The following is a 21,247-nucleotide window of genomic DNA, read 5'->3' on the forward strand; positions in this document are numbered from 1 at the left end:
CACCCATGATCCGCAAAATGGGTCCCGCACATCTCCGACGTAGAGGGCGGATGAGGGCCTCGCCTGGTCGAGCGGATACCCGTGAATCGGAAGGGGCAAACGATCCGCGTACTGGTGCCCCCGGCATCGCGGTCGGCGATCTGCCTGATGGGCTGCCCGTGCCTGGTGGGTGGCTGCGCGGGTAGCACGTCACCTTTCAGTCCACGCGAGCTGCCCATGTCGAGTCGAAATACCCTTCACGGAGAACGGCAACCGTCACACTTGTGCCGCCGTGTGAAGGAGTCGGACGACCCACGTAAACAGGCGTCCGTGGGGTAAATCGCTGGACCAGCCCAGTTCGCCCTGCCCGGCAGCTGGGTGCGGCTGCGCGGGTCCTACAGATCGTGGAGCCGCCCTGTGTCGCGGAGTGAAGGTGGTCCGCCGTCCCTGAGCCGCTCATCGGTCGGCCTGGGGCATCCTGCGTCGTCGGCCGGCCGATCGTCCGCGGGCGCCGGATCTAGCGTGTCCCGGCTCGGGGCGCGGTCGCCGCGGTGGTGCGGGAGAGCAGGAACCCGAGCGCAACCATCGCGACACCGAGCACGAAGTGCAGCCAGTTGTCCGCGGTGTTGACGGGCACGAAGTTCACATCACTGGCCTGATCGATGAGCAGGCCGTATATCCACAGGACGAGGTAGATGATCCCCCCACCGATGAGGAACAGTTTCGCGGTGTCGGCGTGCCGGGACATCGCGATACCGGCCACACCGAACAACAGGTGCACGATGTTGTGCAGGATCGATACCGCGAACACCCCCAGCAGCATGGCCTGGGAGTGGTGGCCGGCGAAGGTGAGCATGTCGTAGTCGGTGGTGACTCCCGGGATGAAGCCGAGGATGCCGACCAGGAGGAACACCGCCCCGACGATCAGAGCGGTGAGTTGCAGGGGTGAGCGCGTCGTCGGTGACGCGGCCGGTCGAGTCATGGGAGTGCCTTTCTCGACGGTAAGGATTCGAATGTCTGTTCCCCAGTGGTACCCCGGCACCCCACCGGCAAACAGCTGTTCGAACGACGCGCCCCTGATTGCCGACCAGCGCCGTCGAGCGGCGCTCGTACGTCGGCCGCGGACGATCCCCCGGGTGGGGCCGCCAGGCCGCCGACGTGCTGCTCGCGGGACTTGCCGAGTAGAAACAGTGAGTCGCTCGGCGCTATCGGCAACAGCATGTGGTGTCCTCCCCGTTCCCCAGGAACTGATGGTCGCGTCGATATCCGTGTCTCAATGTCACATTCATGTGTGGTTCAGGTCACAAAAGTGTTTCACCGGTTCTGTTCCACCGCACCACCGCTGCCCGCGCCACCGCTCGGATGCTCGCTTCTACCTGGGAGTTTGTGTGAGGATCGGAAATGTTGGGGTCGAGGGCTTGTGTGGGCGTGTGCTAGAACTGGTCAGGCATCGAGTGACCTGACTCACATCGCTTGTCCCAGGGATTCGGTCGGCACACCGGCGGATCCCGGTCGATGCACGAGAGCAAAGGAACACCGCACATGATCGAGGAACTCACCGAAACACCGCTCACCCCGGTTCCCGCGCCGACGCGCCTGATTCCCCGCCGGCGCCCGGACGGCCGCGAACTCCTCGCCACCGCGAAGGGAATCCTGATCGCCGCCCGCGGCTGCAGCGACGCCCAGGCGTTCGACGAACTCCTCGACGTCTCCCGCCGTCATCACCTGACCGTGATCGGTGCTGCGCGGAGTTTGGTCGACCTCGCCGCCGGACCCGCACCCCGCCGTCAGTCCGACGCCGTCCGGTTCGACGAATGGGAACAGCTGATCACCCAACTCCCCCCACGCCGCCACGCGCACGCGAGCTGACGCACCACGATGCCTACGAGCATGCGTGAGACCGACCCGCCGACGGACACCACCGAAGACCGCACCGGTCCAGTCGAGAGCGTGTCGCCGGTCACCGATCCGATCGTGTGGCCCGAACCCAGCCCACTCGAGTCCTGGTGGGAACACGTGGTGCACGACCACCCCGCCCCGCCCACCACCGAGTCCGTCCCCGGCACCGACGCACAGTGATGGTCTGCGTGAGAATCAACGAAGCGAGCAACCCGTCCACGCCGTTTTCCTGCGCCACCGCGGCCGCGTGGAAGGGGCATGCCGGCGGAACAGTGCCGAAATCGCAGCGATGACATGACCGTTCATGCATTGGTGCGATCCGAAACCGGGCGTGGATGGACGCTGCGGTGCGATCTGTGCGGGCACACCTTCGACGCGGCCGCCGCCGGACAAGCCGAGGCGGTCGACTTTGCACGCACCAACGGGTGGATTGTCGGTGAGGTGACGTGGTGCCCAATGTGCGCGGCCACCCACACCACCCGCCGCACAACCTGATCCGTCGATCTGCCTCCGCTCCGGTCCTGTGCGTTCCCTCTCGATTGGGCGAGGACATCGACCGGTGGGGATATTCCGCGCCGTGTCGTCCGGGAGGTGCGGACAGGGGAGTGGACGCGTCGTGATCGCCGGATCGGTCATCCGGCACCTCGGGCCAAATTCAGCGGCGTCCATCACGAATCTGGTAGGCGCGCTCTCGGCTGACCCCTGCCGCCACCGAGAGTCGGGTGGCTGAACCACCGGCGAGCATCGCACCTTGCAGAGCGTCTCGCCAGGCACGATCCCGGCGGGTCGCCTCGAACTGCGCCTGTGCCCGGGCGAACCTCACGTGCTCGATGATCTGCTCCCAGTTCACGGCCTCGACAGCCACGATCCGGTATCCTCCCTCGACCTCGGAGGTGGCACCGTCGGCAACTCGCCACCCGTTGGCGGACAGGACGTCCTCGGGGGACACCTGTGCGGCCGAAGGATAGCTGGCAATGAGGTCGCCGCCGGTGTTGTTGTCCGTCGACGTCATCACGAGGATCTCGGCACCGCCGAGCGCAACAGCGTCGCGGGTCACGATATGAGCGGCATAGGTCGGTGGCATTGGTCAGCACGCTACCCGCCCCCCCGCACACCCTGATCGAGTTGTCCACGGATCGCTTGCGACTCCCGCGGCGTGGACACCCGTGGTGGTAACGGCAAAGCCGGATGACCGTTTCGGTCGGCGTCACTGCGGTGGCGGCGCGGCTCCACCGCACCTGTGAGAGCGGCGGTGGGTGATTGTCCGACCCCGGCGTGGGGTAGTCGGGTCATGTGCGGCTCGGGGTCCTCGACATCGGTTCGAACTCGGCGCAGCTGCAGATCGTGGAGGCGACTGCGGGTGCGCCGCCGTTGCCGCTGCACGCGGTCAAGGCCGCCACCCGATTGGGCGAGTCGATCGGGGTGGACCAGCGCCTCGACGAGGACGGGATCGACCGGATCAGCCAGGCCGTGACGCAGACGTTGGCGGCCGCGCACCGATACGAGGTCGACCAGGTCTACCTGTTCGTCACCGCCGCCATCCGGGATGCGGCGAACCGGGACGACATCCTCGACCGCATCGCCGCCGAGTGCGGACTGCGGCCACAGTTCCTGACCGGGTTGCAGGAGGCGCGGTTGACGTATCTGGCCGTGCACCGCTGGTACGGGTGGCGTTCGGGCCGGCTGCTCGACATCGACATCGGTGGGGGGTCGATGGAGATCGCGCTCGGCCGCGACGCGGTACCGGAACTGGCGGTGTCGTTGCCGCTGGGCGCGGGCCGGCTGACCCGAGGATTCTTCGACGCCGACCCACCACCACGCAAGCAGGTCAAAGCGCTGCGCCGGTATGTGCGCGACACCCTGCGGGAGACCGCGGATCGGCTGCGGTGGGAGGGCGAACCGCAGCTGGTGGTGGCGACGTCGAAGACGTTCAAACAACTGGCCCGGCTCACGGGCGCACCCTCGCAACGCAAAGGTCCGTTCGTGAGAAGAACGTTGTCCCGGAAGAAAATTCACTCGTGGGTGCCGCGGCTGGCGAAGCTGCCGGCGGAACGCCGCGCCGGGTTGCGGGGTGTCTCGCCGTCGCGCGCGGAGCAGATCCTCGCCGGCGCGATCGTGGCCGACGAAACCCTGGGCGCCCTGCATGTCGACGCGGTGCAGGTGAGCCCGTGGGCGCTACGAGAAGGGGTGATGTTGCATTATCTGTCGACGGTGACCGATCCGCGGGACGAACTGCCCCTGCACCCGTTGCAGCCGGTGACGCCGCGTGCACCGGAGGGCGGGGCGACCGTCACCGCCCTGACCACGTCCGCCTCCTCCCGTTCCTCCACGCGCGGAAAGTGACCTGGCTGCACACGGTCGGGGACCCCTCGGCGTCCACCTCCCCTGCCCTGGGCGCCCGGCCCCTTTTTGGTGCCGCGACTGTCGGTCCGGGTTCGGGTCGAACACCGAGTCATCCGTCAGGTGTGGGGTGGTCAGTTGCGGTGTTCGGTCAGGTTCAGTGTTGCGGTGACGGGTTCAAGTCCGATCTGAGCCCATTCGGTGGTGATCGTCAGGAACGCGGTGGATGGGGGGAGGGGAATCCAGTAGTGCGGTTCGGTGTGGTAGATGCACATCCCACCATCCTCGGCGCACACATCGGGGCGGGTGCGGTAGGGGTCGGCGACCGCGAGATGCTCGGTGCCGATCCAGCATCGAGGTACGACCACTGCGCGGAATTGTCGCGGCGTTGGTGAGGGGCCGGGTTTGCATCCGCGCCGTCACCGCCGAGCGTCCCTGGCGCTTGAGGTGGGCGGCCGAGCTGCCAATGACCAGCAGGGCGCGCCGTCGCACCGTCTGTCGCCATACATTCGCGGGCCGCGCCGTAGCCGTCGTCGCCGATCATGTTCGACAGGCCGGCACCAACTGGTGAGCGGTGGCGGTGGTCGTCGGCCGAGCAGCGCCTGGCCTGCGCGCAGAATACGGCGAGTTCCGCCGCGCACCACCCCACACAGGGCGGTTCGGCACCCCCAACTCGGATTCCCACCCGCGGTGAGGTCGGTATTCGTCTATTGCGTGGGATTGCTGCGACCACGCAGTCGGTCACGGTAGTCGTGCAGCCGGACCACCGCCGAGTGCTCGGGGGCGACGAACAACAGACTCTCGTCCCGCAGGATCCGGGCGGCGACACGATCGCACCGATAGGCGAACACTGCGATGTGTTCGGACGCGGTGACGTCCTCCGTCAGCCGCAGGGGGAGGCGCGCGATGCGGTAGCCGAGTCTCAGCGCGCTCAGCGGTAGCGACCTCATCGTCGTCATTGCACGATGCTAGGCCGGTGCTCACATCAGTGGCCGAATCGACCCGCCGGTGGTTCGGCGGATCCCGCGTGCGGCCGCTGAGCTCGCCGGGGCTACCCGATACCTCCAGTACTGTCGTCAGGTCCGTACTGGAGATGGAGTGAATCTGTGGCGCGCAAGGTCGGGGAGGAGCTGGTCGACGACATCGACGGCACCGTGTTCGGTGAGGACGGCGAGAGCATCAGCTACGCCGTCGACGGCGTCGGGTACGTCATCGACCTGAAGGACGAACACGCGACAGAGCTCCGCGAGACGTTCGAGTACTACATCGCGCACGCCACCCCGGTCGGGGCCGTAAACGCCGCTCGGACCGGCAGGTAACCCCAGGGCCAGGTGGCGGCGGCGGGTTCGGGCCGGGCGCTGGGCAGGGTACCTGATCGGGGGATCGTCACGGGTCGGGTGGATGTGGCAGCGACGGGTTCGGGCCGGGCGCTGGTCCGGGGCGTGACCTCGATCGACGCGATTCCGTGCTGCACCGCCGCGAATGTGGTGGATCAGGTTCGCCGAGCCGCGGATGACCCGACGGCGCGGCAACGGTGTCGACGACGGCATGGGTGGTTCATGATCGGATCATGTCCATCGACACCTTGACTGTGGGGGCGGGCGCCGCTATCGGCCCGCACTGTGTCGGGTTGCCGGCCTCGGGAGTCGGTGCCGGCGCGATGGTCGGGCCGGCGCTCGTCATGCGCGGCGACTCCGTCCCCGCGTCGACGTGGTGGCAAGGCAGTCCGATCGCTGCGTGGGCGGCGACGTGAGGTTCGGTAAACACGTCGACGCGCCCGTCGACCCCTACCTTCCGCGGAACGGCAACCGCGGCTACCGGGCGTCGCGATACGAGCTGGACCTGACGTACCGGGTGCACAGCAATCGGCTGACGGGCAAGGCGACGATCACCGCGGTGACCACCGAGAGCAGATCTCGGTATCGATTCGATCTGGCACAGAACCTGCACGTAACGAAGGTGACCGCTCGGGGCGGTCGGGGCAGCTGGCGGCATCACGGCGGCAAGCTCGTCGTCACACCCGCGCAGCGGATCCCGGCGGGCGGCGTACTCGTCGTCACCGTCGTGTACGCCGGCTCACCCGAGCCGATCCGCAGCATCTGGGGCGAGGTCGGATGGGAGGAGCTGTCGGAGGGGGTGATCGTCGCTGGTCAGCCCAACGGTGCCCCGTCGTGGTTCCCCTGCGACGACCACCCGGGTTCGAAGGCGAGCTACCGCATCGCGATTACTACCGATTCGCCGTATCGCGTGGTGGCCAACGGCGCGCTGGTCCACAAGCGGACCCGCGCCGGCAGGACCACGTGGGTGTACGAGCAGTCCGAGCCGATGGCGAGCTACCTCGCCACCATCGCGATCGGGCCGTACGAGCACCGACAGATCCCTTCCGGACGGGTCCCCATGTTCGCGGTGCACCCGCCGCGGCTGCGTTCGTCCCTCGACCTCGACTTCGGCCGCCAGCTGCAGATGATGGAGGTGTTCGGCGCGCTCTTCGGCCCGTACCCGTTCGCCGACTACACCGTCGTCGTCACCGACGACGACCTCGAGATTCCGATCGAGGCGCAAGGGCTCTCCATTTTCGGGGCCAATCATTGCACCGGACGGCGTGCGGGCGAACGCCTCGTCGCGCACGAACTGGCCCATCAGTGGTTCGGCAACAGTCTCACGATCCGGCAGTGGCGCGACATCTGGCTTCACGAGGGCTTCGCCTGCTATGCGGAGTGGCTCTGGTCGGAGAACTCCGGCGGGCAGTCCGCGCACCAGCTGGCGGTCTCGGCGTACCACGGCCTCGCCCGCAAACCGCGTGACCTCATTGTCGGCGATCCCGGACCACACCTGATGTTCGACGATCGCATCTACACACGCGGTGCCCTCACGCTGCACGTGCTGCGGTCCCGGCTCGGTGACGACAACTTCTTCACGCTGCTTCGGTGCTGGACGGAAACCTATCGGCATTCCTCGGTGACCGCCGAGCAGTTCACGGATCTGGCGGCCCACTACACCGACACGCCCTTGCGCCGGCTGTGGGAGACCTGGCTGAACGAGAAGGAACTGCCCCCGCTCTGATCGGCGTCGGCCCGGCTGCGCCCGGGGGGACTCCGTCGGCGGTCGGTTTCACCGTCGAATGGCCCGTTGCGAAGCCGGTTTCGGCCTTCACCCGATGTAACCGTCTGCAACGCTACGTCCCCGACGGCGTGGACACGCGTGGTGGTGACGGTCTCGGAGGCCGGATTGCCGTCCCAGGCGACGTCACTGCGGGTGGCGGCCCTCGGCGAATTCCTCGACGATCTTCGCGCAGAACGCAGGCAGGTCGCCGGGGTTGCGGCTCGACACCAGCCCGTTGTCGACCACCACTTCCTCGTCGACCACGTTGCCGCCGGCGTTGCGGATGTCGGTGCGCACGCTGGGATACGAGGTGAGGGTGCGACCACGCACGACGTCCGCCTCGACGAGTGTCCAGGGGCCGTGGCAGATCACCCCCACGGGTTTGCCCGAGGTGACGAAGTCGCGGACAAAGCCGACGGCCGACTCGTCCATCCGCAGGTGGTCGGGATTCGTGGTGCCGCCGGGCAGGATCAGTGCGTCGAAGTCGGCGACGGACACCTCACCGACGACAGCGTCGACGGCGTAGGTGCCGGCCTCGTTCACGTCCGAGTTCATGGCCTGGATCTTGCCGGGGGACAAAGAGATCAGCCGGACCTCCGCGCCGGCGCCCTCCACGGCTTTCCGGGGTTCGAGGAGTTCAACCTCCTCGACGCCGTCGGTGGCCAGGATCGCGACCGTGCGGCCGCGCAGTGTCTGTGCCGATGTCATGAGAACTTCCTTCCTCTCGTGGGCACACAGACGGGTACCCGGGTGACCGGAGGCCAATCGGGTGGGAATCAGAGTCGTCGGAGATCGGTGGTCGCGGGACCCTCGAGAAGTGTTCCGGCGGCGGTGAATCGGGACCCGTGCAGCGGGCAGTCCCACGAATCCTCCGCATCGTTCCAGCGGAGCACACCACCGAGGTGCGGGCAGACGGCGCAGACGCGCTCGGTGCGGCCCACCGCATGTGGCCACCCAGAATGCATCCGGCGAGGACGAGAGCGGCAGCAACGCCGTTGGAGAGTCCCCGGTCGGGACGAGAATACCGTCGCTGCCGGGAATCAGTGGGCCGACGTAGGGGAGCCCGGTTAGTGAGGGAGTAGTCCTGCGCCGACCAGCGGTGGGTGGGTGTGGCGCCGGGAAAGTGACAGCCGTCCAGGCCAGCAGGATCGTCGACCGCGGTCTGCGGTGAGGTGCTACGGCCACCGCTGGCGCGGTTACTGGGCCTCTAGGCTCCGCGCCGCGACCATGCCTGCGCGATCTGAGGATACGCGTCGGCGATCTCGTTGATGCGGGCGTCGGTCGCGGTGTCGATTTCGGCCCGATGACGCTGCGCTGTCACCAGCGGCCCCTCCGATTCCTCGGATCCGGGCCCGCCGGCCGGGGCGTCCGCCTCCCATTCGTGGATCACTTCGTCGAGGCGCCGTGCGACGAATTCCTTCTTGGTTTCGGCCATCATCCAGTCCTTCCGCGAGAGTTAACAACAATGTCGACGCCACGCACCAAACCTATTGTCAGAAAAAATGATTGACGCTACAGGGCAGGGCGGGACGGTCTTCACGGGTGAACTCTATTAGTCCTGCTCGGCGCGTTCGCGTTGCTCGTGGACTTCGGCCTCACCGCGTGCTTTCTCGGCCGCCGATTCCTTCTCCGCTGCCTCCCGTTGGGCCTGGGCCTTGTCTTGCTGCGCCTGCCCCTCGCGAGTCAGGTCGTCTTGGCCGGTGACGGCGCCCGCCGCCTCCTTGGCTTTGCCTTTCACGTCTTCGACCACGCCCTTGACGCCCTCGGGCCGGTCCCGATTTGTCGTCAACCATTCGTTCATCCTCCTTGTCGGCAATGCGGATCGTCGCGTGCACCGTGGTACACGTATCTCCTTCGCCTACCCCTGGAGATGGCGCCTCAAACGACGGCCCGAACGACCGCAATCTAGGCGGACGTCCTCGCGGGTACGCCTACCGGTATGGATCGCCAGACTTGTCGACGGGAGCTCACCCCATGCCGATTAGGACGATCGACGGGTATCGAGGAATCAGTCGAACACTCCCACGATGTCGAGCACCAGCAGGACCGCGATCGCCACGAAGACCACGACGATCACACCGATGACCACCATCGTCGCCACACCTGTCGGTGGAAATGACCAACTGGTGCGCGGTTCGTGCTCGGACAGCCCCGACGTCTGAGCGGAATCCGGAGGGGTCGAACCGGGGCGGACACCGCCGCCCGCCTCGAGATCAGGGGTGTTCGCCGGATCAGGGTCCGGAGGCTGAACGGTCATGACAACGGCCCTCCGCGGAGTAGGACTGCCCCCGCGTCCGAGCGGGGCGGCTATGACACGCGGGTACCCCGATCCGCGCCACCCACACAGCGGCACCCTTGTCGCCCCCGGCGGGGACGAATGCTCCACAAACAGTTCTGCATCGGTGAAGATGTCGCGGAGATGCTCGACCGAGCGCTCGGCCTGCTCGATCACCGCCCCGCTGTCGTCGAACATGTGGTCGCCGACGACCACGATCCCTTGTTACGTTGGGTGTATGCAGCGACTCGAGTTCTACTTCGATCCGTCCTGCCCGTTCTGCTGGATCACGAGTCGGTGGCTGCTCCAGGTCGCCGACGAGCGCGACCTGGACATTACGTGGCGCCCGTTCAGTCTCGCCGAGAAGAACGACGAAGTCGCAAACGACCGCTCCGACAAGACCTCTCACGGTGACCTGCATCGACCCGCGCACCGGGTCCACCGCGTGATCGCGGCCGCGGCAAAGCACGGCGCCGCTGTTATCGACCTGTACTCCGCGTTCGGACGTCCGTACCACGTCGACGGCCGCGAGTACGACGACGCGCTCATCGCGCAGGTACTGGTGACTGAGGGGCTGCCCACCGGCCTTGCGCGGGCTGCCGACGAGACGTCCTGGGACGCGTACCTGCGAGATGAGACGAGCTCGGCCGTCGCCGCCGTCGGTGAGGACACCGGCGTTCCAATAATCGTATTCAAGCTCGAGAACGGCGAGAAGAAGGGCTTGTACGGCCCTGTGCTCAACAACATGCCGAATAGGGAAGACGCCCTTGCTCTTTGGGATGGGTTGCGCACTCTCGCACCCGTGTCCGCGTTTTACGAACTCAAGCGCACACGTCCGGACGGCCTGCCCGACACCTCCGGCACCGAAGGCATCTGAACCGCCACCCGTCGCCTGCCGGGAAGGCCTACCGCTTGTGACGAGCGATCGTGCCGCAGGGTACCGCCCGCGGCGGCGCGGGAAGCCAACGGTGGGGTCCTCGACTTTTCGACCGTCATCGACGCGACCTCGTTGAGTGGGCATCGCTGCATGCTGTGTCAGGGTGCGATCGAGGGGGAGGACCGGAAGTGCCGGTATCCGCCGGGACAGGGTTTGTGGCACGTAGCTCGGGACTGCGTACCGAAGCAGAGCGGTGGCCTCGTCATGCTGGGCGATCAGGCCCGGACGTATCCGAGTGACAAGGAGAGGGGCCTGCCCGTCGGGTGCAGCTGCCGCTTCGATCTCGTCGAGGACGTCCTTCTCGGCGACTTTGTCGGCGCTGTAGATCGATCGCGGAATGCCTCGACGGGGCTACTGTTCGGACGCCGGTACGCCATAGGCGCCGGGAGAGTACACCGCTGCCGACGAGAGGTGGACCAGGTGACCCACTCGGGCGGCCCGAGCCGCCCGTGCGACCGCACGGGTCCCGGCGACCGCTGTTCTCCTCAGGTATTTGCGGTCTCGCGCCGGCTGGAATGCGATCGCGAGATGGACCACGGCATCGGCACCCTCGAGCACCGGGACGAGCGCGGTGTGCGCGTCGTGTCGGGTCAGGTCGATCTCGTGCCAGTGCGCACGCGCGTAGGGAGAGGACTGCGGAGGCGTTCGGCGGGCGATCCCGGTCACCGCGGTTCCGGGTTCCTGCGCCGCGAACAGACGTAAGAGAGCGGTGCCGACATTTCCACTGGCGCCGGTGATCACGACTTTGCGGGGAGCGTGCATCGGCTACCGTTCCCTTCCGGCGTCCGAGCGAACGACAGATGAGCTCATGATTGGCGGCGTTGTCGAAACGTTGCCGGGAGCGGTTGATCCGGGTCGGGTGTGGTGCGCGAGGTGAGGGCGAAATCGGCGAGGGCGTGGAGGTGGGCGAGGACGGTGCTGGTCACCAGCAGGACCACGTGGCGTCCGGGGCCGGCGGTGGGTCCGGTGGCGTCTGTGGCGGTCAGAGTCATCGGTACCTCTCGGATCGACGCGTGCGCACGAGGCCCCGCCCCATCCGCACTTGTGCCGTCTACCCCGTGGGCCGCTGAAACCAGGAGGCTCGCGCATTGGACCGCTGTTCGAGTGCCGCCGGTTGACCTTTCGTGGGCCGGGTACCCGACACGTGACTTGCCACTGATCGGAGAGGTGCATGAGCGAACACACCCCGCACACAATCGACTACCCCGGCCGTACGGCGGACATGGCCGAGGAACCTCAGGACGAGATGCGCGCGTACCGGGGTAATGAATTGCTGAAAGACAAACGGGCGCTGGTGACCGGGGGCGACTCGGGGATCGGCCGCGCCGTGGCGGTGGCGTTCGCGAAAGAGGGCGCCGACGTGGCGATTGCTTACCTCGAGGAGAACGGCGACGCGGCGCACACGGCCGAGCTGGTCGAAAAACAAGGGCGGCGCTGCCGCACCTTCGCTGGCGACCTGGCCTCGCCGGCGCACTGTCGCGACGTGGTGGCCCGCACGGTCTCGGAAATGGGCGGACTCGACATCGTCGTCAACAATGTCGCTTACCAGGAACCGGTCGACGACTTCCTCGAGTTATCCGATGAGCTGTGGCGGCGCACGTTCTCGGTGAACATCGACAGCTACTTCCACGTAACGAAGGCGGCGGTACCGCATCTCGGCCGGGGTTCGGCCATCATCAACACCGGTTCGGTCAACGGATTGCGCGGAAACAAGTCGCTGATCGACTATTCTGCGACCAAGGGTGCGGTGACGGCGTTGACGTACTCGTTGGCACAGACCCTGCTGGACCGCGGAATTCGCGTCAACTGTGTTGCTCCCGGCCCGGTCTGGACACCACTGATCCCGGCGACCATGGACGAGGAGAAAGTCGCGGAATTCGGGAAGCAGGCCCCCTACGGGCGGGCCGCCCAGCCGGACGAGATCGCGCCGTCCTACGTGTTCTTCGCTTCCGGTCTGCTGTCCTCCTACTACTCCGGGGAAGTGCTCGCCCCACTGGGAGGCGAGACACTGCCCGGCTGACGGCGTGCCAGACCTTCGAAAAGTGTTCGAGTCGACAGGAAATCGGGATGTGATGGACGTGAATGTACTCGAGCGAGGTGTGCGTCGGCTCGAACACGCTGAGACCCTGGACCGTCCCGCCGGCGCGGTCGTGACCGCGATCAACAAATGGCTTCCGGCTGGTCGGATCAAGGATGCGTTGTCCGGCACCGATCTCGGGCACCCGCTGCACCCTCTACTGGTCACCGTCCCTATCGGCGCGTGGGTCAGCGCCGGCTTCCTCGATGCCCTCGGGGGCACGAGTGCGCGACCGGCCGCGACGAAACTCGTGGGGCTGGGCGCCCTTGCCGCAGTGCCGGCCACACTCACCGGCGCGTCGGACTGGGCCGACACGCTCGGCGCTGAGCGCCGGATCGGCGCAGTCCACGCGGCTTCGAACTATGCCGCAATTGGTGCATATCTCGCGTCGTGGGCCGCACGTCGCCGTGGCCGTCACGGCGTCGGTATCGGCCTGTCGGCGGCGGGGGCGGGACTGCTCGGGGTCAGCGGTTGGCTCGGTGGCCATCTGTCCTACGCCGCGGGAGTCGGAGTCGACACCACCGCGTTCTCCACGCTGCCCCCGGATTGGACGGACGCAGCCCCGGAAACCGTCCTGACCGGCAAGGAAATGGCCGCCGTTCTGGTCGGCACCGTGTCGGTGCTGCTGGTGAAGCAGTCGGGCACCATCGTGGCCCTGAGCAACCGCTGCACCCATCGGGGTGCTCCGCTGCATGACGGCTCCCTCGACGACGGGTGCATCGAATGCCCGTGGCACGGCAGTCGCTTCGACGTCGCGGACGGTCGGGTTGTCCGAGGTCCCGCGACCCGTCCGCAGCAGGTGTACGAGGCCCGCGTGCAGGACGGGCGGATCCAGGTGCGCCAACCGGACGAGCAGCGCACACTCCGCACCAACCCCGTTGCCAGCGGGAAGTAATGACGGAAACCATCATTGTGAGGATCCGCGGTCGGTCTCGGCCGGGATCTGAGTGTTCTTGCATCGATCGCACCGATAGCCGGCGATTTCCGCCGCGGCGTCGCGTCGGGGTCGGCGACGTCATCGACGTCGGATCCGCGGTCGGCACCGTCGAGACCGTCGGCCTGCGGGTGACCACCATCCGTGACATCAAACGGCACCCTGTGGTTCTGCCGAAACGGGGAGATCCAACGGGTGGGCAACATGAGCCAGGGTTACGCGATCGCGGTCGTCGATCCACCGATTGCGCACATCGCCAACGTGCGCCAAGCCCTGGAGGCGGCGTCCTGTGCCGTCGAGGCGGCGGCGCGGGACCCCGAGATAGTCGAGGAGGTTCTCGAATCCCCGGAAATGCTCGGCGTCAACACCGTGACCGCGGAATCGGTGATGTTACGGGTGGTCGCCCGCACCCGCCCGGGGCGGCAGTGGACCGTGCAACGACGGCTCACCCGCGCCGCGTTGACAGCATTCGGCGAGGCAGGGATCGACGCCCCGCTCGCGGTCTTCACACCAGCCGCGATCGATGCGTGAAACATGAAGCGCAACAAGGCCCGACGCGCTCGCGCACCACGATCCCCGACGCGAGGGGTGGCCCCCGCGCCGGGCAGAACCCCCACCGTGTCGGCGTCGAACAGGCCTGACGCACTGCAGACACAAGACGTGGTGGACTAATCGAAGCCCGACGTGACCGTCCGGCGAAGCTACGGTTTGACGACACCTCGGAGTGGGCTCGTCGGTGCTCCGGCGTGCGGACAGGGGCACCCGGGCCTCGCGCACCGGACGCGGCAGCGGAACGGTTCCAGGTCAGCTCGTCGCCGCGGCCGACGAGGTGGACGGTCGTGGTGGTGATTCTCGCGGGGCAGCACGAGCGGTCACGATGAGGGACGCCGAGCCCGTCATCTGGCCGAACACGATGATGCTCCGCAATTCAGGTCCCCCGGTCTCGTGGGATGTCCTGCTCGACGGCGACGTCTCCGAGCACCCGGACATGATCGTCTGAGGCCCCGTCAGTGAACGGTCACATCGCCAGGCCCGCGCGGGCCTGTGATTACGTGGAGTGGCCCGGTGCGTCGGCACACAGCCGGGGCCGAAGGGGGGATGCGGTCCCCATCAGGGGGCGTTCCGGGGTGAACTGGAACTACACCTACGGCTCTGTACCCACCGAAGGCGACCAGTCGGTGGACGCGTACGCCACGGGCAGCTGGAATGACGTGCGGCGGGCGTATCGGCGGGGTGTGCTCGCAGGCGACGAGTGGGCCCTGTTCGAGGGCACCCGCACCGCACGTCAGGCGCAGCGCGCTACGGCACGGCGGTGAGCGTGGCCGGAGGACCACTGCGCGAAACAGTTTCTCGGCAATGGGTGCACCTGGGCAGCACGGGCAGCCGCTGCACCCGGACAGTGGCCGGAGCACCCTCGACCTGTGTTGGGCACCAACGATCGGAGCGGCAACGGCGAGACGGGATCCGGTTTCATAGTGGCGTCCGCCGGTAACTGGCCGCCAACGACCCGTTGCCGAGTGGTGGGGTCGCGGGCGCGCAGCCACGCCGACGGTGGCGGGGTGTGTGGACATCGTGCAGTGTCGGTGACGACCTCTACGCTCACGGTGCACGATGGCAGGTGGTAGCGACGAAGGACGCGGACACTGTGTCCCCGGTCGCCGTGGACGGTTGCCACCGGTGCCGGATCAGTTGAGGACGGGAGATCGACATTCATTCGCACAGCCAGGACTTTTATCTTGCGGATATGACTCGTGCCACAGAGAAGGCTCGCACGCTGAATCGCGTGCAGTGGGCGTTCATTGCCGCCGCCGGTGCCTGTGCGGTGCTCTATCTCGTGTTTGACGCGTGGTGGTGGTTTCTGGCGATGGTCTTCGCGGCGGGAGCGGTTGTCGTGGCGATTGTTCAACTCTGGGTGGTGCGAAAGGGGTTGAAGGCGTCCCGCGCGTTTCGTGCAGTCGGTTCGACGGACTCGCAACACCGGGAGGGCTGACGTCGGCCTTGTCAGATGTGGTGAAGGAGATCGGGCAGGGGTGAGGGTGCGGTGATGGTGGCGTGTGCTATTCACCTCTGTCATTGGTCACGAAATTCCCCGAATTGAGGGGTTTGTCCGTCACGTAATCGAATGTGGTGCAATTACCCCGACAACCCGCCGGTCGTTCTGCTGCACGGCCTCGGCGCCAACAACACCTCGATGCTGCCCGTCCTGGCCGCTCTCGCACACGATCACCGGGTGCTGTGCCCCGACATACCGGTTTCGGCTTCTCCGCAACCCCTAGCTGGCGGTACACCCCTGAGATGCTGTATCGGTGGCTACGCGCGGTCCTCGACGCCGTCGATGCCCGCGGCGGTGCGGTGATCGGCCATTCGCTCGGCGGACGCGTCGGCCTGGAACTCGCGCTGCGGGATCCGGATGCGGTGTCCGGGTTGGTGTTGTTGTGTCCGGCGATGGCCTTCCGCCGCCGCAGGCCGACCGCACTCGCCCGGGTCTTTCCGGTTGATCTGGCCCGACTGCCGCTCGTCGTGCCGCCCGCACTGCTGCATACCGCCGCCCGCGCCGGTCTGCGAGCCCTGTTCGCGGATCCGGAGTCGGTGCCGCGGCACTGGTACCGGGCGGCCGCCGACGAATGGGAGTTGTCGCTGCGGCATGCAGCCCGGCGGCGGGCGCTGGGGTCCGCACTGTTGGGGCTCTACCTCGACGAACCCCTTCGGGGCGACCGGACTCTGGGATCGGATCGCGGCCCTGCAACCGCCGACACTGTTCCTCTGGGGCGACGCCGACAGCCTCGTGCCAGCCGCCTTCGCCCGCCACGTCACCGACACCGTCCCCACCGCCACAACGGCGATCCTGCCGAACTGCGGGCACGTTCCCAGTTCGAACAGCCCGCGACCACCCTCCGCCTGATCCGCGAGCACCTCTCCACTGCGCCCTGGAAACCGCCGCCGGGTCCCGCGGCGATCGCCGCGACCGAGCATCCCGGAACGGCATCGGCGCCGATCAACCGCCGCGAACACCGACCGCACGGCCTGAAACCGCCGGGAACGAACAGAACGCACGCACCCGGAGCCGTCCCTCTGTCGCTGCGTGCCGAGTTCATCTCCAGAAGACCTGTCCCTGTCAGGGATAACGGTTCGACCTCGTGATGCCGGTCGCGTCGCCGGAGGCCCGTGTCACGGCTCGGGATGGTCGATGACACCACGCCAGCCCGTGGCGAGGGTGCCACGGTCCTCGACGAACCACTTGTACCGTTCCAGGTCCTTGGTCACTCGCCGGGACAAGATCCCGAGCGTATCGGCGACGTGTTCGGCGACACCGTCGGGATCGAGGTCCATCTCTGCGGTCACCCGGGTGTGGGTGTTGTCGAGAGGGGCGAAGGTGATCACCCCGGCATGGATGGGGCCGACATCCGATCTCCAGGCCACCCGCTCGTCGGGGCGCTGCTCGGTGATGGTGGCATCGAATTCACGCCTCTGTCTGCCGATCTCGACGGTCCAGCGAGTGTGGGTGTCGTCGAGTTGGCGAACCTCAGTGACGCCCTTCATGAACTGCGGGAAAGACTCGAACTGGGTCCACTGGTCGTAGGCGACGTGCAAGGGGACGTCGACATCGACGGATTCGGTGACAGTGCTCATAACCTCCGCTTACCCGCCACATCGGGGCATCACACTCGAGGCGTCGATGCGAGGCGGAGCTTGCACCGGGTATGCCGGGGTCACCATGAACCCGCGCCGACCCCGTTCGCCGAGCCTGTCGGAGGTGTCCGCAATACTTGCGTGCACCACCAGTCACACAGGTAACAGGAGAACAGTCGCATGCGCCAACGCCCCCGGACCGCACTGCTCGCGTTGGGTGCGGTCACCGTGCTCGGTCTGACCGGGTGCTCGGCGATCGCCGACGCGGACCCGGGCACCGGGTCGCTCGGGGGAGCCCCGGCCGCCCCGGCACCGGTCTTCGATCCGGGACCGGCGTTGTCGAAGCTCGACACCCTGGCGGTGAAGGGCCGTGCTCCGAAGACCGGATACACCCGGGAGCAGTTCGGGCCGTCGTGGTCCGACGACAACGGTGTCGAGGGCGGTCACAACGGGTGCGACACCCGTAACGACATCCTGCGACGCGACCTGGTGGATCTGACCTACAAGGCCAGCACCCGGGATTGTGTGGTGGCGACCGGCACCCTGCACGACACCTACACCGGCACCACCATCGCGTTCGTCCGTGGGCAGGACACCTCCACCGCCGTCCAGATCGATCACGTCGTGGCCCTGTCGGACGCGTGGCAGAAGGGCGCCCAGCAGCTCAGCCCGCAGCAGCGCCGCGACCTGGCCAACGACCCCCGCAATCTGCAGGCCGTCGACGGCCCGACGAACTCGCAGAAGTCCGATTCCGACGCCGCATCCTGGTTGCCGCCGAACAAGGCCTACCGGTGCACCTACGTTGCCCGGCAGATCGACGTCAAAGCCCTCTACCGGTTGTGGGTGACCCAGGCGGAGAAGGACGCGATGAGCCAGGTCCTGCACTCCTGCTGAGCACCGCTGTGCCAGCCGAGATCAGCGTGGACGCGCACCGCCATACGCGATCGGGGGACGCCATCCGTTCGACCCACCGTCCACGGACGTTGCGTACCGATGATTAGGCGTCCCGGCCGCGGGTAAGCACCCGTATACGCACCCCGCGCCGGGCACGGCTCCAACACACACCCTTCCCGCCGCCGACCGAGGTACGCGGACGACAGCTCGGCAAGTTGCGGGGTGACGACGATGAAAACCAGCGGCCAGGTGGTAGTGGCCCTCGGGACGGGCTACCTGTTGGGGCGAGGGACCGCGACGCTCACCAGTTCCCCGGAGGTCGCCAAGCTCTGCGAGACCGTTCGGGGAGAGCTGATGACCTCCGCGAAAGCCGCGGCGATCACTGCGGTCACCTCGCAAATCGATTCGCTGACCAGCCGGCTCCACTCCGGCGGTGAGAGCCCGGCGGGGCACGCGGGCACTGGAGCCGGCGCACTGGGCATGTCCGGCGATATCCGCCGGTTGCACCTCGTCGAGCCGGACGAGGGCGAGACCAAGGACCGTGAGGGGGAGATGTCCGCAGAGAACGAACAGGGCCGCACAGACGGAAACCGAGCGGGTAAGGGAAAAGGGGAGACGGACGAGACCAACGAGAGCCCCGCGACCGAGCAGCCCGAGCAGGAACAACGGCCGAGACACCGACCCCGACGAAACCGGAGCACAAGCACCGCCAAGGAAATCCGCCAGTGGGCTGTCCAGCACGGGTACGAGATCTCCTCCCGCGGACGCATACCCGCGGACATCGAGCACGCTTTCGCCGACGCCCACTGACAACCGGAGCGATGGCCAGGCCGTCCACGCGCAGCCGCGTCACCCGGGAGACTACGCCGCGAGCACCGGCAGCCCGGCGGGCCGACCCGCGAGATCTGGAATTACCCGACGACCTGCGCGGCGATCGACTCGAGCAGCGGTCCGAGGGTCGACCCGAACCCGAGTTCGGCGCTGCCTCCTGTCCTACTCCTGATGCCGCCGGGTCCTGCGCACCCCTGTCCGCCACAGACGGTGTCCACCGCATCCGTTCGTGCGCCCGACCATGATGAAAACGGCCGGTGCGCCCCGCCGCCGGGGTGACGCCCTGGGAACTTGGTGTCGAGGTCGGGAAGTGGCACTGGGCGGGAGATTCAGCCAAGCACGATCTGGCACCGCCGCCGATCGGCTCATCTCCAATCCCGAACTGCGCGGCGCGCTCCCGGACACCAGCACTGTCTCCGGACACCTGGACATGTCCATGGTCCCAAGGCCCCCGGGTCAGCCCGCCGCCGCGGCCGAGTCAGAGTGAGGCGGCGAGGACCCTGCCTCGGGCCTCGACGTATCTCCACAGCAGTGCGGTCGTCGTGGCGTCCGGGTGCGCCAACTCGGGTAGGTCCTTGGCCCCCACGATCTGATCATCAACGGTCGCGACCTTGCGCAAGCACTCATCGATCATCTCGGGGGTCAACGGGACAGCGTCGAGGCGTTCGGTGAGGTAGCCGATCGAGTCTTCCAGCCGAAGGTCCGAGGTGGGTGCGCCGGCGCACCGATTGGCGGCACGTTGCATCCAGTCGTCGAGTTCTGCGACAGTGGCAGGGTTTTCGACGGCGACGCGTACCGCCCGGTTGACTGCTTTCGGGTCGGTGATGTCACCGTCGAGGAAGCCTCCCCGTTGCAGAATCTGCTCCAGGTGATGGTTGGCGAGACCGTCGAATCTGCTCCACCTCCAGATCACACTGCTCATGACCCTCTTGCGCGGGTCATCCCCCTGCCCCATATCCGCCCTCCCCCGTTGATGAAACATGCAGATCGGTATGTTTCCATATTTGCGGGCAAACGGGTCACCCAGGCGGCGGCTGCGGGTGTCAGATCTCCGCGGCGCGAAGGGCGATGAGCCGCCGACTGGCAGTGCGGCGTTCGCGGCCGATGGCGAGGAGGTGCTCGAAGAGCTGATCGTCGGGCAGTTCGGCCGCGGCTTGGGCCATCGATTGCGCGGCCTCGTGGTAGCCGCGCCGGTAGGCGCGGGTAACCACAGCTTTGGCGTAGTGGCCGAGAGAGACCGGATCAGCTCCCGCGGTGGCGACGTCGGTGAGGGCACGGGCGATACGGATGCCGTGGTGACCGGCGAGTTCGCCGTCGCGCTCGAGGGTGGTGGCAACCATGGCGGCGCCGTGAGGTGCTCCCTCTCGCACGAGTGCGGCGATGACACCATAGAGCTCGGCGTGGAGGGGGCGGTGGAAGTCGGCGGTTTCGACGATGGCGACCGCCCGTTCGGCGGTGTCGGCCGGTGCCCGAGCAGGGCGCAGAGACACAGGCCTTCGATGTCCTCGCGGAGGTCGGCGTCCACGTCGTCGGGGCGGAGCACGTCGACAGCTTCCTCGGCGCTCACTTGGTCGCTGGTGCTCACCTTCGTCGCCTCCTCCGGGCGTGGGTGGTGGATAGGCTGCAGATCGGTGGGGTGTGACGCGGTCGGGCGTTGTGGAATCATGTACTCGGCGGCCCGGTTTCGCGCGGCGTGACGGCGGTGGCGGGACACCACTGGGTGACCTCGAGGGAGCCGAGATTGTTTCCGGTGGGGACGGTGAAGGTGCATGCTGCCAGCCAGGAGCCGCGGGAGGTGCGCGCCCAGGCGTGCAGCACGCCGGGAACCTGGATGTCGAGGTTGAGTCCTTCGGCGCGGACCCGGAGCGGAAGATCGTGGGCGAGGCGGCCACCGCCGTGGGCGATCGCCGTGGCCAGATCGACCGTCACCGGCTGGGGTGGGATGATCGTGCGCCACGGCTTGGGGCGGTAGGTGGGGCGCCAGTGCCGGAACTTTTCATCGAACATACATTCGATCATCGGTCATGGTGGCACACCGGCGCCAGCGGCCGGGACAGGGAAGACTCCGCTGATGGCGCCGCCAACACGCGATGTACGGCTGATCGATCGTGAGTGGCACAGTCCCGGCCGCACAGGACTGCGTCCTGGTCCTGGTCCTGGTCCCGAGGCAGTGCAAAGCGCCGGACTCGATGTCCGGCGGCCCTGGCCCCTCGGATGAGGCCGGCGGGCCCGGTACTCAGCGGAGTCAGGCATCAGAGACGGGGCACGAACCCGGTGCCGAGCGGGTTCCGCTCTTCAGGCGCGTCCACCGGGCAGCCCCGAATCGGTGGGGGCCGGTGTCCTCTGCCG

General features: G+C 67.4%; 28 protein-coding genes and 3 pseudogenes. 16 read left to right on the forward strand and 15 right to left on the reverse strand.

Features of this window, described 5'->3' with window-relative positions; translation table 11 throughout:
• Positions 1 to 496: 496 nt before the first annotated feature.
• Positions 497 to 961 carry a DUF4383 domain-containing protein gene (locus tag ACFTZB_RS10810; protein ID WP_378431530.1) on the reverse strand — a complete coding sequence of 155 codons (465 nt, stop codon included), beginning with the start codon at positions 959 to 961 and terminating at the stop codon, positions 497 to 499.
• 560 nt (positions 962 to 1,521) lie between these two features.
• Here ACFTZB_RS10810 and ACFTZB_RS10815 point away from each other — a divergent pair.
• Positions 1,522 to 1,848, forward strand: coding sequence for an ANTAR domain-containing protein (locus ACFTZB_RS10815; RefSeq protein WP_378431531.1), 327 nt, complete (start codon positions 1,522 to 1,524; stop codon positions 1,846 to 1,848).
• Between the two features lie 21 nt (positions 1,849 to 1,869).
• On the forward strand, positions 1,870 to 2,058 hold the full coding sequence (locus ACFTZB_RS10820) for a hypothetical protein (protein WP_378431532.1): 189 nt from the start codon (positions 1,870 to 1,872) through the stop codon (positions 2,056 to 2,058).
• A gap of 475 nt (positions 2,059 to 2,533) precedes the next feature.
• Here ACFTZB_RS10820 and ACFTZB_RS10825 read toward each other — a convergent pair whose 3' ends face one another.
• On the reverse strand, positions 2,534 to 2,962 hold the full coding sequence (locus ACFTZB_RS10825) for a hypothetical protein (RefSeq protein WP_378431533.1): 429 nt from the start codon (positions 2,960 to 2,962) through the stop codon (positions 2,534 to 2,536).
• 209 nt (positions 2,963 to 3,171) lie between these two features.
• Between ACFTZB_RS10825 and ACFTZB_RS10830 the strand changes: the two genes are divergently transcribed.
• Positions 3,172 to 4,221, forward strand: coding sequence for a Ppx/GppA phosphatase family protein (locus ACFTZB_RS10830; RefSeq protein WP_378431534.1), 1,050 nt, complete (start codon positions 3,172 to 3,174; stop codon positions 4,219 to 4,221).
• Positions 4,222 to 4,352: 131 nt separating this feature from the next.
• Here ACFTZB_RS10830 and ACFTZB_RS10835 read toward each other — a convergent pair whose 3' ends face one another.
• Together ACFTZB_RS10835 and ACFTZB_RS10840 are read right to left on the reverse strand one after the other, a co-directional pair.
• On the reverse strand, positions 4,353 to 4,586 hold the full coding sequence (locus tag ACFTZB_RS10835) for a hypothetical protein (protein ID WP_378431535.1): 234 nt from the start codon (positions 4,584 to 4,586) through the stop codon (positions 4,353 to 4,355).
• Between the two features lie 339 nt (positions 4,587 to 4,925).
• Positions 4,926 to 5,177: a hypothetical protein gene (locus ACFTZB_RS10840; RefSeq protein WP_378431536.1), complete on the reverse strand. Its 252-nt coding sequence runs from the start codon at positions 5,175 to 5,177 to the stop codon at positions 4,926 to 4,928.
• A 147-nt stretch (positions 5,178 to 5,324) separates the two neighbouring features.
• Between ACFTZB_RS10840 and ACFTZB_RS10845 the strand changes: the two are divergent.
• The 3 genes and pseudogenes from ACFTZB_RS10845 to ACFTZB_RS10855 form a co-directional block, all read left to right on the forward strand.
• Positions 5,325 to 5,542 (forward strand): annotated as a pseudogene (locus ACFTZB_RS10845) (histone-like nucleoid-structuring protein Lsr2); the annotation flags it as partial.
• Positions 5,543 to 5,788: 246 nt separating this feature from the next.
• A complete protein-coding gene (locus ACFTZB_RS10850) occupies positions 5,789 to 5,971 on the forward strand; it encodes a hypothetical protein (protein ID WP_378431537.1) in 183 nt (60 codons plus the stop codon).
• Complete coding sequence (locus ACFTZB_RS10855) at positions 5,956 to 7,281, forward strand: M1 family metallopeptidase (RefSeq protein ID WP_378431538.1); 1,326 nt, start codon at positions 5,956 to 5,958, stop codon at positions 7,279 to 7,281. Before ACFTZB_RS10850 ends, ACFTZB_RS10855 begins: the two co-directional genes overlap by 16 nt.
• Positions 7,282 to 7,464: 183 nt before the next feature.
• Here the strand turns inward: ACFTZB_RS10855 and ACFTZB_RS10860 are convergent, their stop codons facing one another.
• The 5 genes and pseudogenes from ACFTZB_RS10860 to ACFTZB_RS10880 all read right to left on the reverse strand — a co-directional run bounded on the left by ACFTZB_RS10860 (position 7,465) and on the right by ACFTZB_RS10880 (position 9,577).
• Positions 7,465 to 8,028 carry a type 1 glutamine amidotransferase domain-containing protein gene (locus ACFTZB_RS10860; RefSeq protein ID WP_378431539.1) on the reverse strand — a complete coding sequence of 188 codons (564 nt, stop codon included), beginning with the start codon at positions 8,026 to 8,028 and terminating at the stop codon, positions 7,465 to 7,467.
• A gap of 68 nt (positions 8,029 to 8,096) precedes the next feature.
• On the reverse strand, positions 8,097 to 8,261 hold the full coding sequence (locus tag ACFTZB_RS10865) for a Rieske 2Fe-2S domain-containing protein (protein ID WP_378431540.1): 165 nt from the start codon (positions 8,259 to 8,261) through the stop codon (positions 8,097 to 8,099).
• Between the two features lie 266 nt (positions 8,262 to 8,527).
• Complete coding sequence (locus ACFTZB_RS10870) at positions 8,528 to 8,755, reverse strand: hypothetical protein (protein ID WP_378431541.1); 228 nt, start codon at positions 8,753 to 8,755, stop codon at positions 8,528 to 8,530.
• Positions 8,756 to 8,872: 117 nt separating this feature from the next.
• A pseudogene (locus ACFTZB_RS10875) lies at positions 8,873 to 9,113 on the reverse strand (CsbD family protein).
• Positions 9,114 to 9,328: 215 nt separating this feature from the next.
• Positions 9,329 to 9,577 (reverse strand): DUF6480 family protein, encoded by a 249-nt coding sequence (locus ACFTZB_RS10880; RefSeq protein ID WP_378431542.1) that lies wholly within the window; start codon positions 9,575 to 9,577, stop codon positions 9,329 to 9,331.
• Between the two features lie 256 nt (positions 9,578 to 9,833).
• Between ACFTZB_RS10880 and ACFTZB_RS10885 the strand changes: the two genes are divergently transcribed.
• The gene (locus ACFTZB_RS10885) at positions 9,834 to 10,472 is read left to right on the forward strand and encodes a DsbA family protein (RefSeq protein WP_378431543.1); all 639 of its coding nucleotides are present in this window, start codon (positions 9,834 to 9,836) and stop codon (positions 10,470 to 10,472) included.
• Positions 10,473 to 10,883: 411 nt separating this feature from the next.
• Here the strand turns inward: ACFTZB_RS10885 and ACFTZB_RS10890 are convergent, their stop codons facing one another.
• On the reverse strand, positions 10,884 to 11,294 hold the full coding sequence (locus ACFTZB_RS10890) for an NAD-dependent epimerase/dehydratase family protein (RefSeq protein ID WP_378431545.1): 411 nt from the start codon (positions 11,292 to 11,294) through the stop codon (positions 10,884 to 10,886).
• Positions 11,295 to 11,338: 44 nt separating this feature from the next.
• Complete coding sequence (locus tag ACFTZB_RS10895) at positions 11,339 to 11,524, reverse strand: hypothetical protein (protein WP_378431546.1); 186 nt, start codon at positions 11,522 to 11,524, stop codon at positions 11,339 to 11,341.
• Between the two features lie 179 nt (positions 11,525 to 11,703).
• Between ACFTZB_RS10895 and ACFTZB_RS10900 the strand changes: the two genes are divergently transcribed.
• From ACFTZB_RS10900 to ACFTZB_RS10930, 7 genes and pseudogenes are all read left to right on the forward strand, one after another.
• Positions 11,704 to 12,552: an SDR family oxidoreductase gene (locus ACFTZB_RS10900; protein WP_378431547.1), complete on the forward strand. Its 849-nt coding sequence runs from the start codon at positions 11,704 to 11,706 to the stop codon at positions 12,550 to 12,552.
• A gap of 52 nt (positions 12,553 to 12,604) precedes the next feature.
• Positions 12,605 to 13,504, forward strand: a complete 900-nt coding sequence (locus ACFTZB_RS10905; protein WP_378431548.1) for a Rieske 2Fe-2S domain-containing protein — start codon at positions 12,605 to 12,607, stop codon at positions 13,502 to 13,504.
• A gap of 107 nt (positions 13,505 to 13,611) precedes the next feature.
• Positions 13,612 to 14,074, forward strand: a pseudogene (locus ACFTZB_RS10910) (mechanosensitive ion channel family protein); the annotation flags it as partial.
• Positions 14,075 to 14,420: 346 nt separating this feature from the next.
• Positions 14,421 to 14,543 (forward strand): hypothetical protein, encoded by a 123-nt coding sequence (locus tag ACFTZB_RS10915; protein WP_378431549.1) that lies wholly within the window; start codon positions 14,421 to 14,423, stop codon positions 14,541 to 14,543.
• 127 nt (positions 14,544 to 14,670) lie between these two features.
• Positions 14,671 to 14,859, forward strand: coding sequence for a hypothetical protein (locus tag ACFTZB_RS10920; protein ID WP_378431550.1), 189 nt, complete (start codon positions 14,671 to 14,673; stop codon positions 14,857 to 14,859).
• 467 nt (positions 14,860 to 15,326) lie between these two features.
• Positions 15,327 to 15,533: a hypothetical protein gene (locus ACFTZB_RS10925; protein WP_378431552.1), complete on the forward strand. Its 207-nt coding sequence runs from the start codon at positions 15,327 to 15,329 to the stop codon at positions 15,531 to 15,533.
• Positions 15,534 to 15,838: 305 nt separating this feature from the next.
• A complete protein-coding gene (locus ACFTZB_RS10930) occupies positions 15,839 to 16,684 on the forward strand; it encodes an alpha/beta fold hydrolase (RefSeq protein WP_378431554.1) in 846 nt (281 codons plus the stop codon).
• A 27-nt stretch (positions 16,685 to 16,711) separates the two neighbouring features.
• On the opposite strand, the gene ACFTZB_RS10935 is transcribed toward ACFTZB_RS10930, so the two are convergent.
• Complete coding sequence (locus ACFTZB_RS10935) at positions 16,712 to 17,173, reverse strand: SRPBCC family protein (protein ID WP_378431555.1); 462 nt, start codon at positions 17,171 to 17,173, stop codon at positions 16,712 to 16,714.
• A 180-nt stretch (positions 17,174 to 17,353) separates the two neighbouring features.
• Here ACFTZB_RS10935 and ACFTZB_RS10940 point away from each other — a divergent pair, with 180 nt between their 5' ends.
• Together ACFTZB_RS10940 and ACFTZB_RS10945 are read left to right on the forward strand one after the other, a co-directional pair.
• Entirely contained in the window at positions 17,354 to 18,067 is a 714-nt protein-coding gene (locus ACFTZB_RS10940; RefSeq protein WP_378431556.1) for an HNH endonuclease family protein, read from the forward strand.
• Between the two features lie 231 nt (positions 18,068 to 18,298).
• On the forward strand, positions 18,299 to 18,877 hold the full coding sequence (locus ACFTZB_RS10945; protein WP_378431557.1) for a histone-like nucleoid-structuring protein Lsr2: 579 nt from the start codon (positions 18,299 to 18,301) through the stop codon (positions 18,875 to 18,877).
• 499 nt (positions 18,878 to 19,376) lie between these two features.
• On the opposite strand, the gene ACFTZB_RS10950 is transcribed toward ACFTZB_RS10945, so the two are convergent.
• From ACFTZB_RS10950 to ACFTZB_RS10960, 3 genes are all read right to left on the reverse strand, one after another.
• Positions 19,377 to 19,820: a hypothetical protein gene (locus ACFTZB_RS10950; RefSeq protein ID WP_378431558.1), complete on the reverse strand. Its 444-nt coding sequence runs from the start codon at positions 19,818 to 19,820 to the stop codon at positions 19,377 to 19,379.
• Positions 19,821 to 19,941: 121 nt separating this feature from the next.
• The gene (locus ACFTZB_RS10955; protein ID WP_378431559.1) at positions 19,942 to 20,388 is read right to left on the reverse strand and encodes a DnaB-like helicase N-terminal domain-containing protein; all 447 of its coding nucleotides are present in this window, start codon (positions 20,386 to 20,388) and stop codon (positions 19,942 to 19,944) included.
• A gap of 172 nt (positions 20,389 to 20,560) precedes the next feature.
• Positions 20,561 to 20,905: a hypothetical protein gene (locus ACFTZB_RS10960; RefSeq protein ID WP_378431560.1), complete on the reverse strand. Its 345-nt coding sequence runs from the start codon at positions 20,903 to 20,905 to the stop codon at positions 20,561 to 20,563.
• Positions 20,906 to 21,247 lie beyond the last annotated feature (342 nt).

It is taken from the genome of Rhodococcus sp. NPDC057014, from assembly GCF_042673295.1.
Lineage (GTDB): Bacteria > Actinomycetota > Actinomycetes > Mycobacteriales > Mycobacteriaceae > Rhodococcus_F.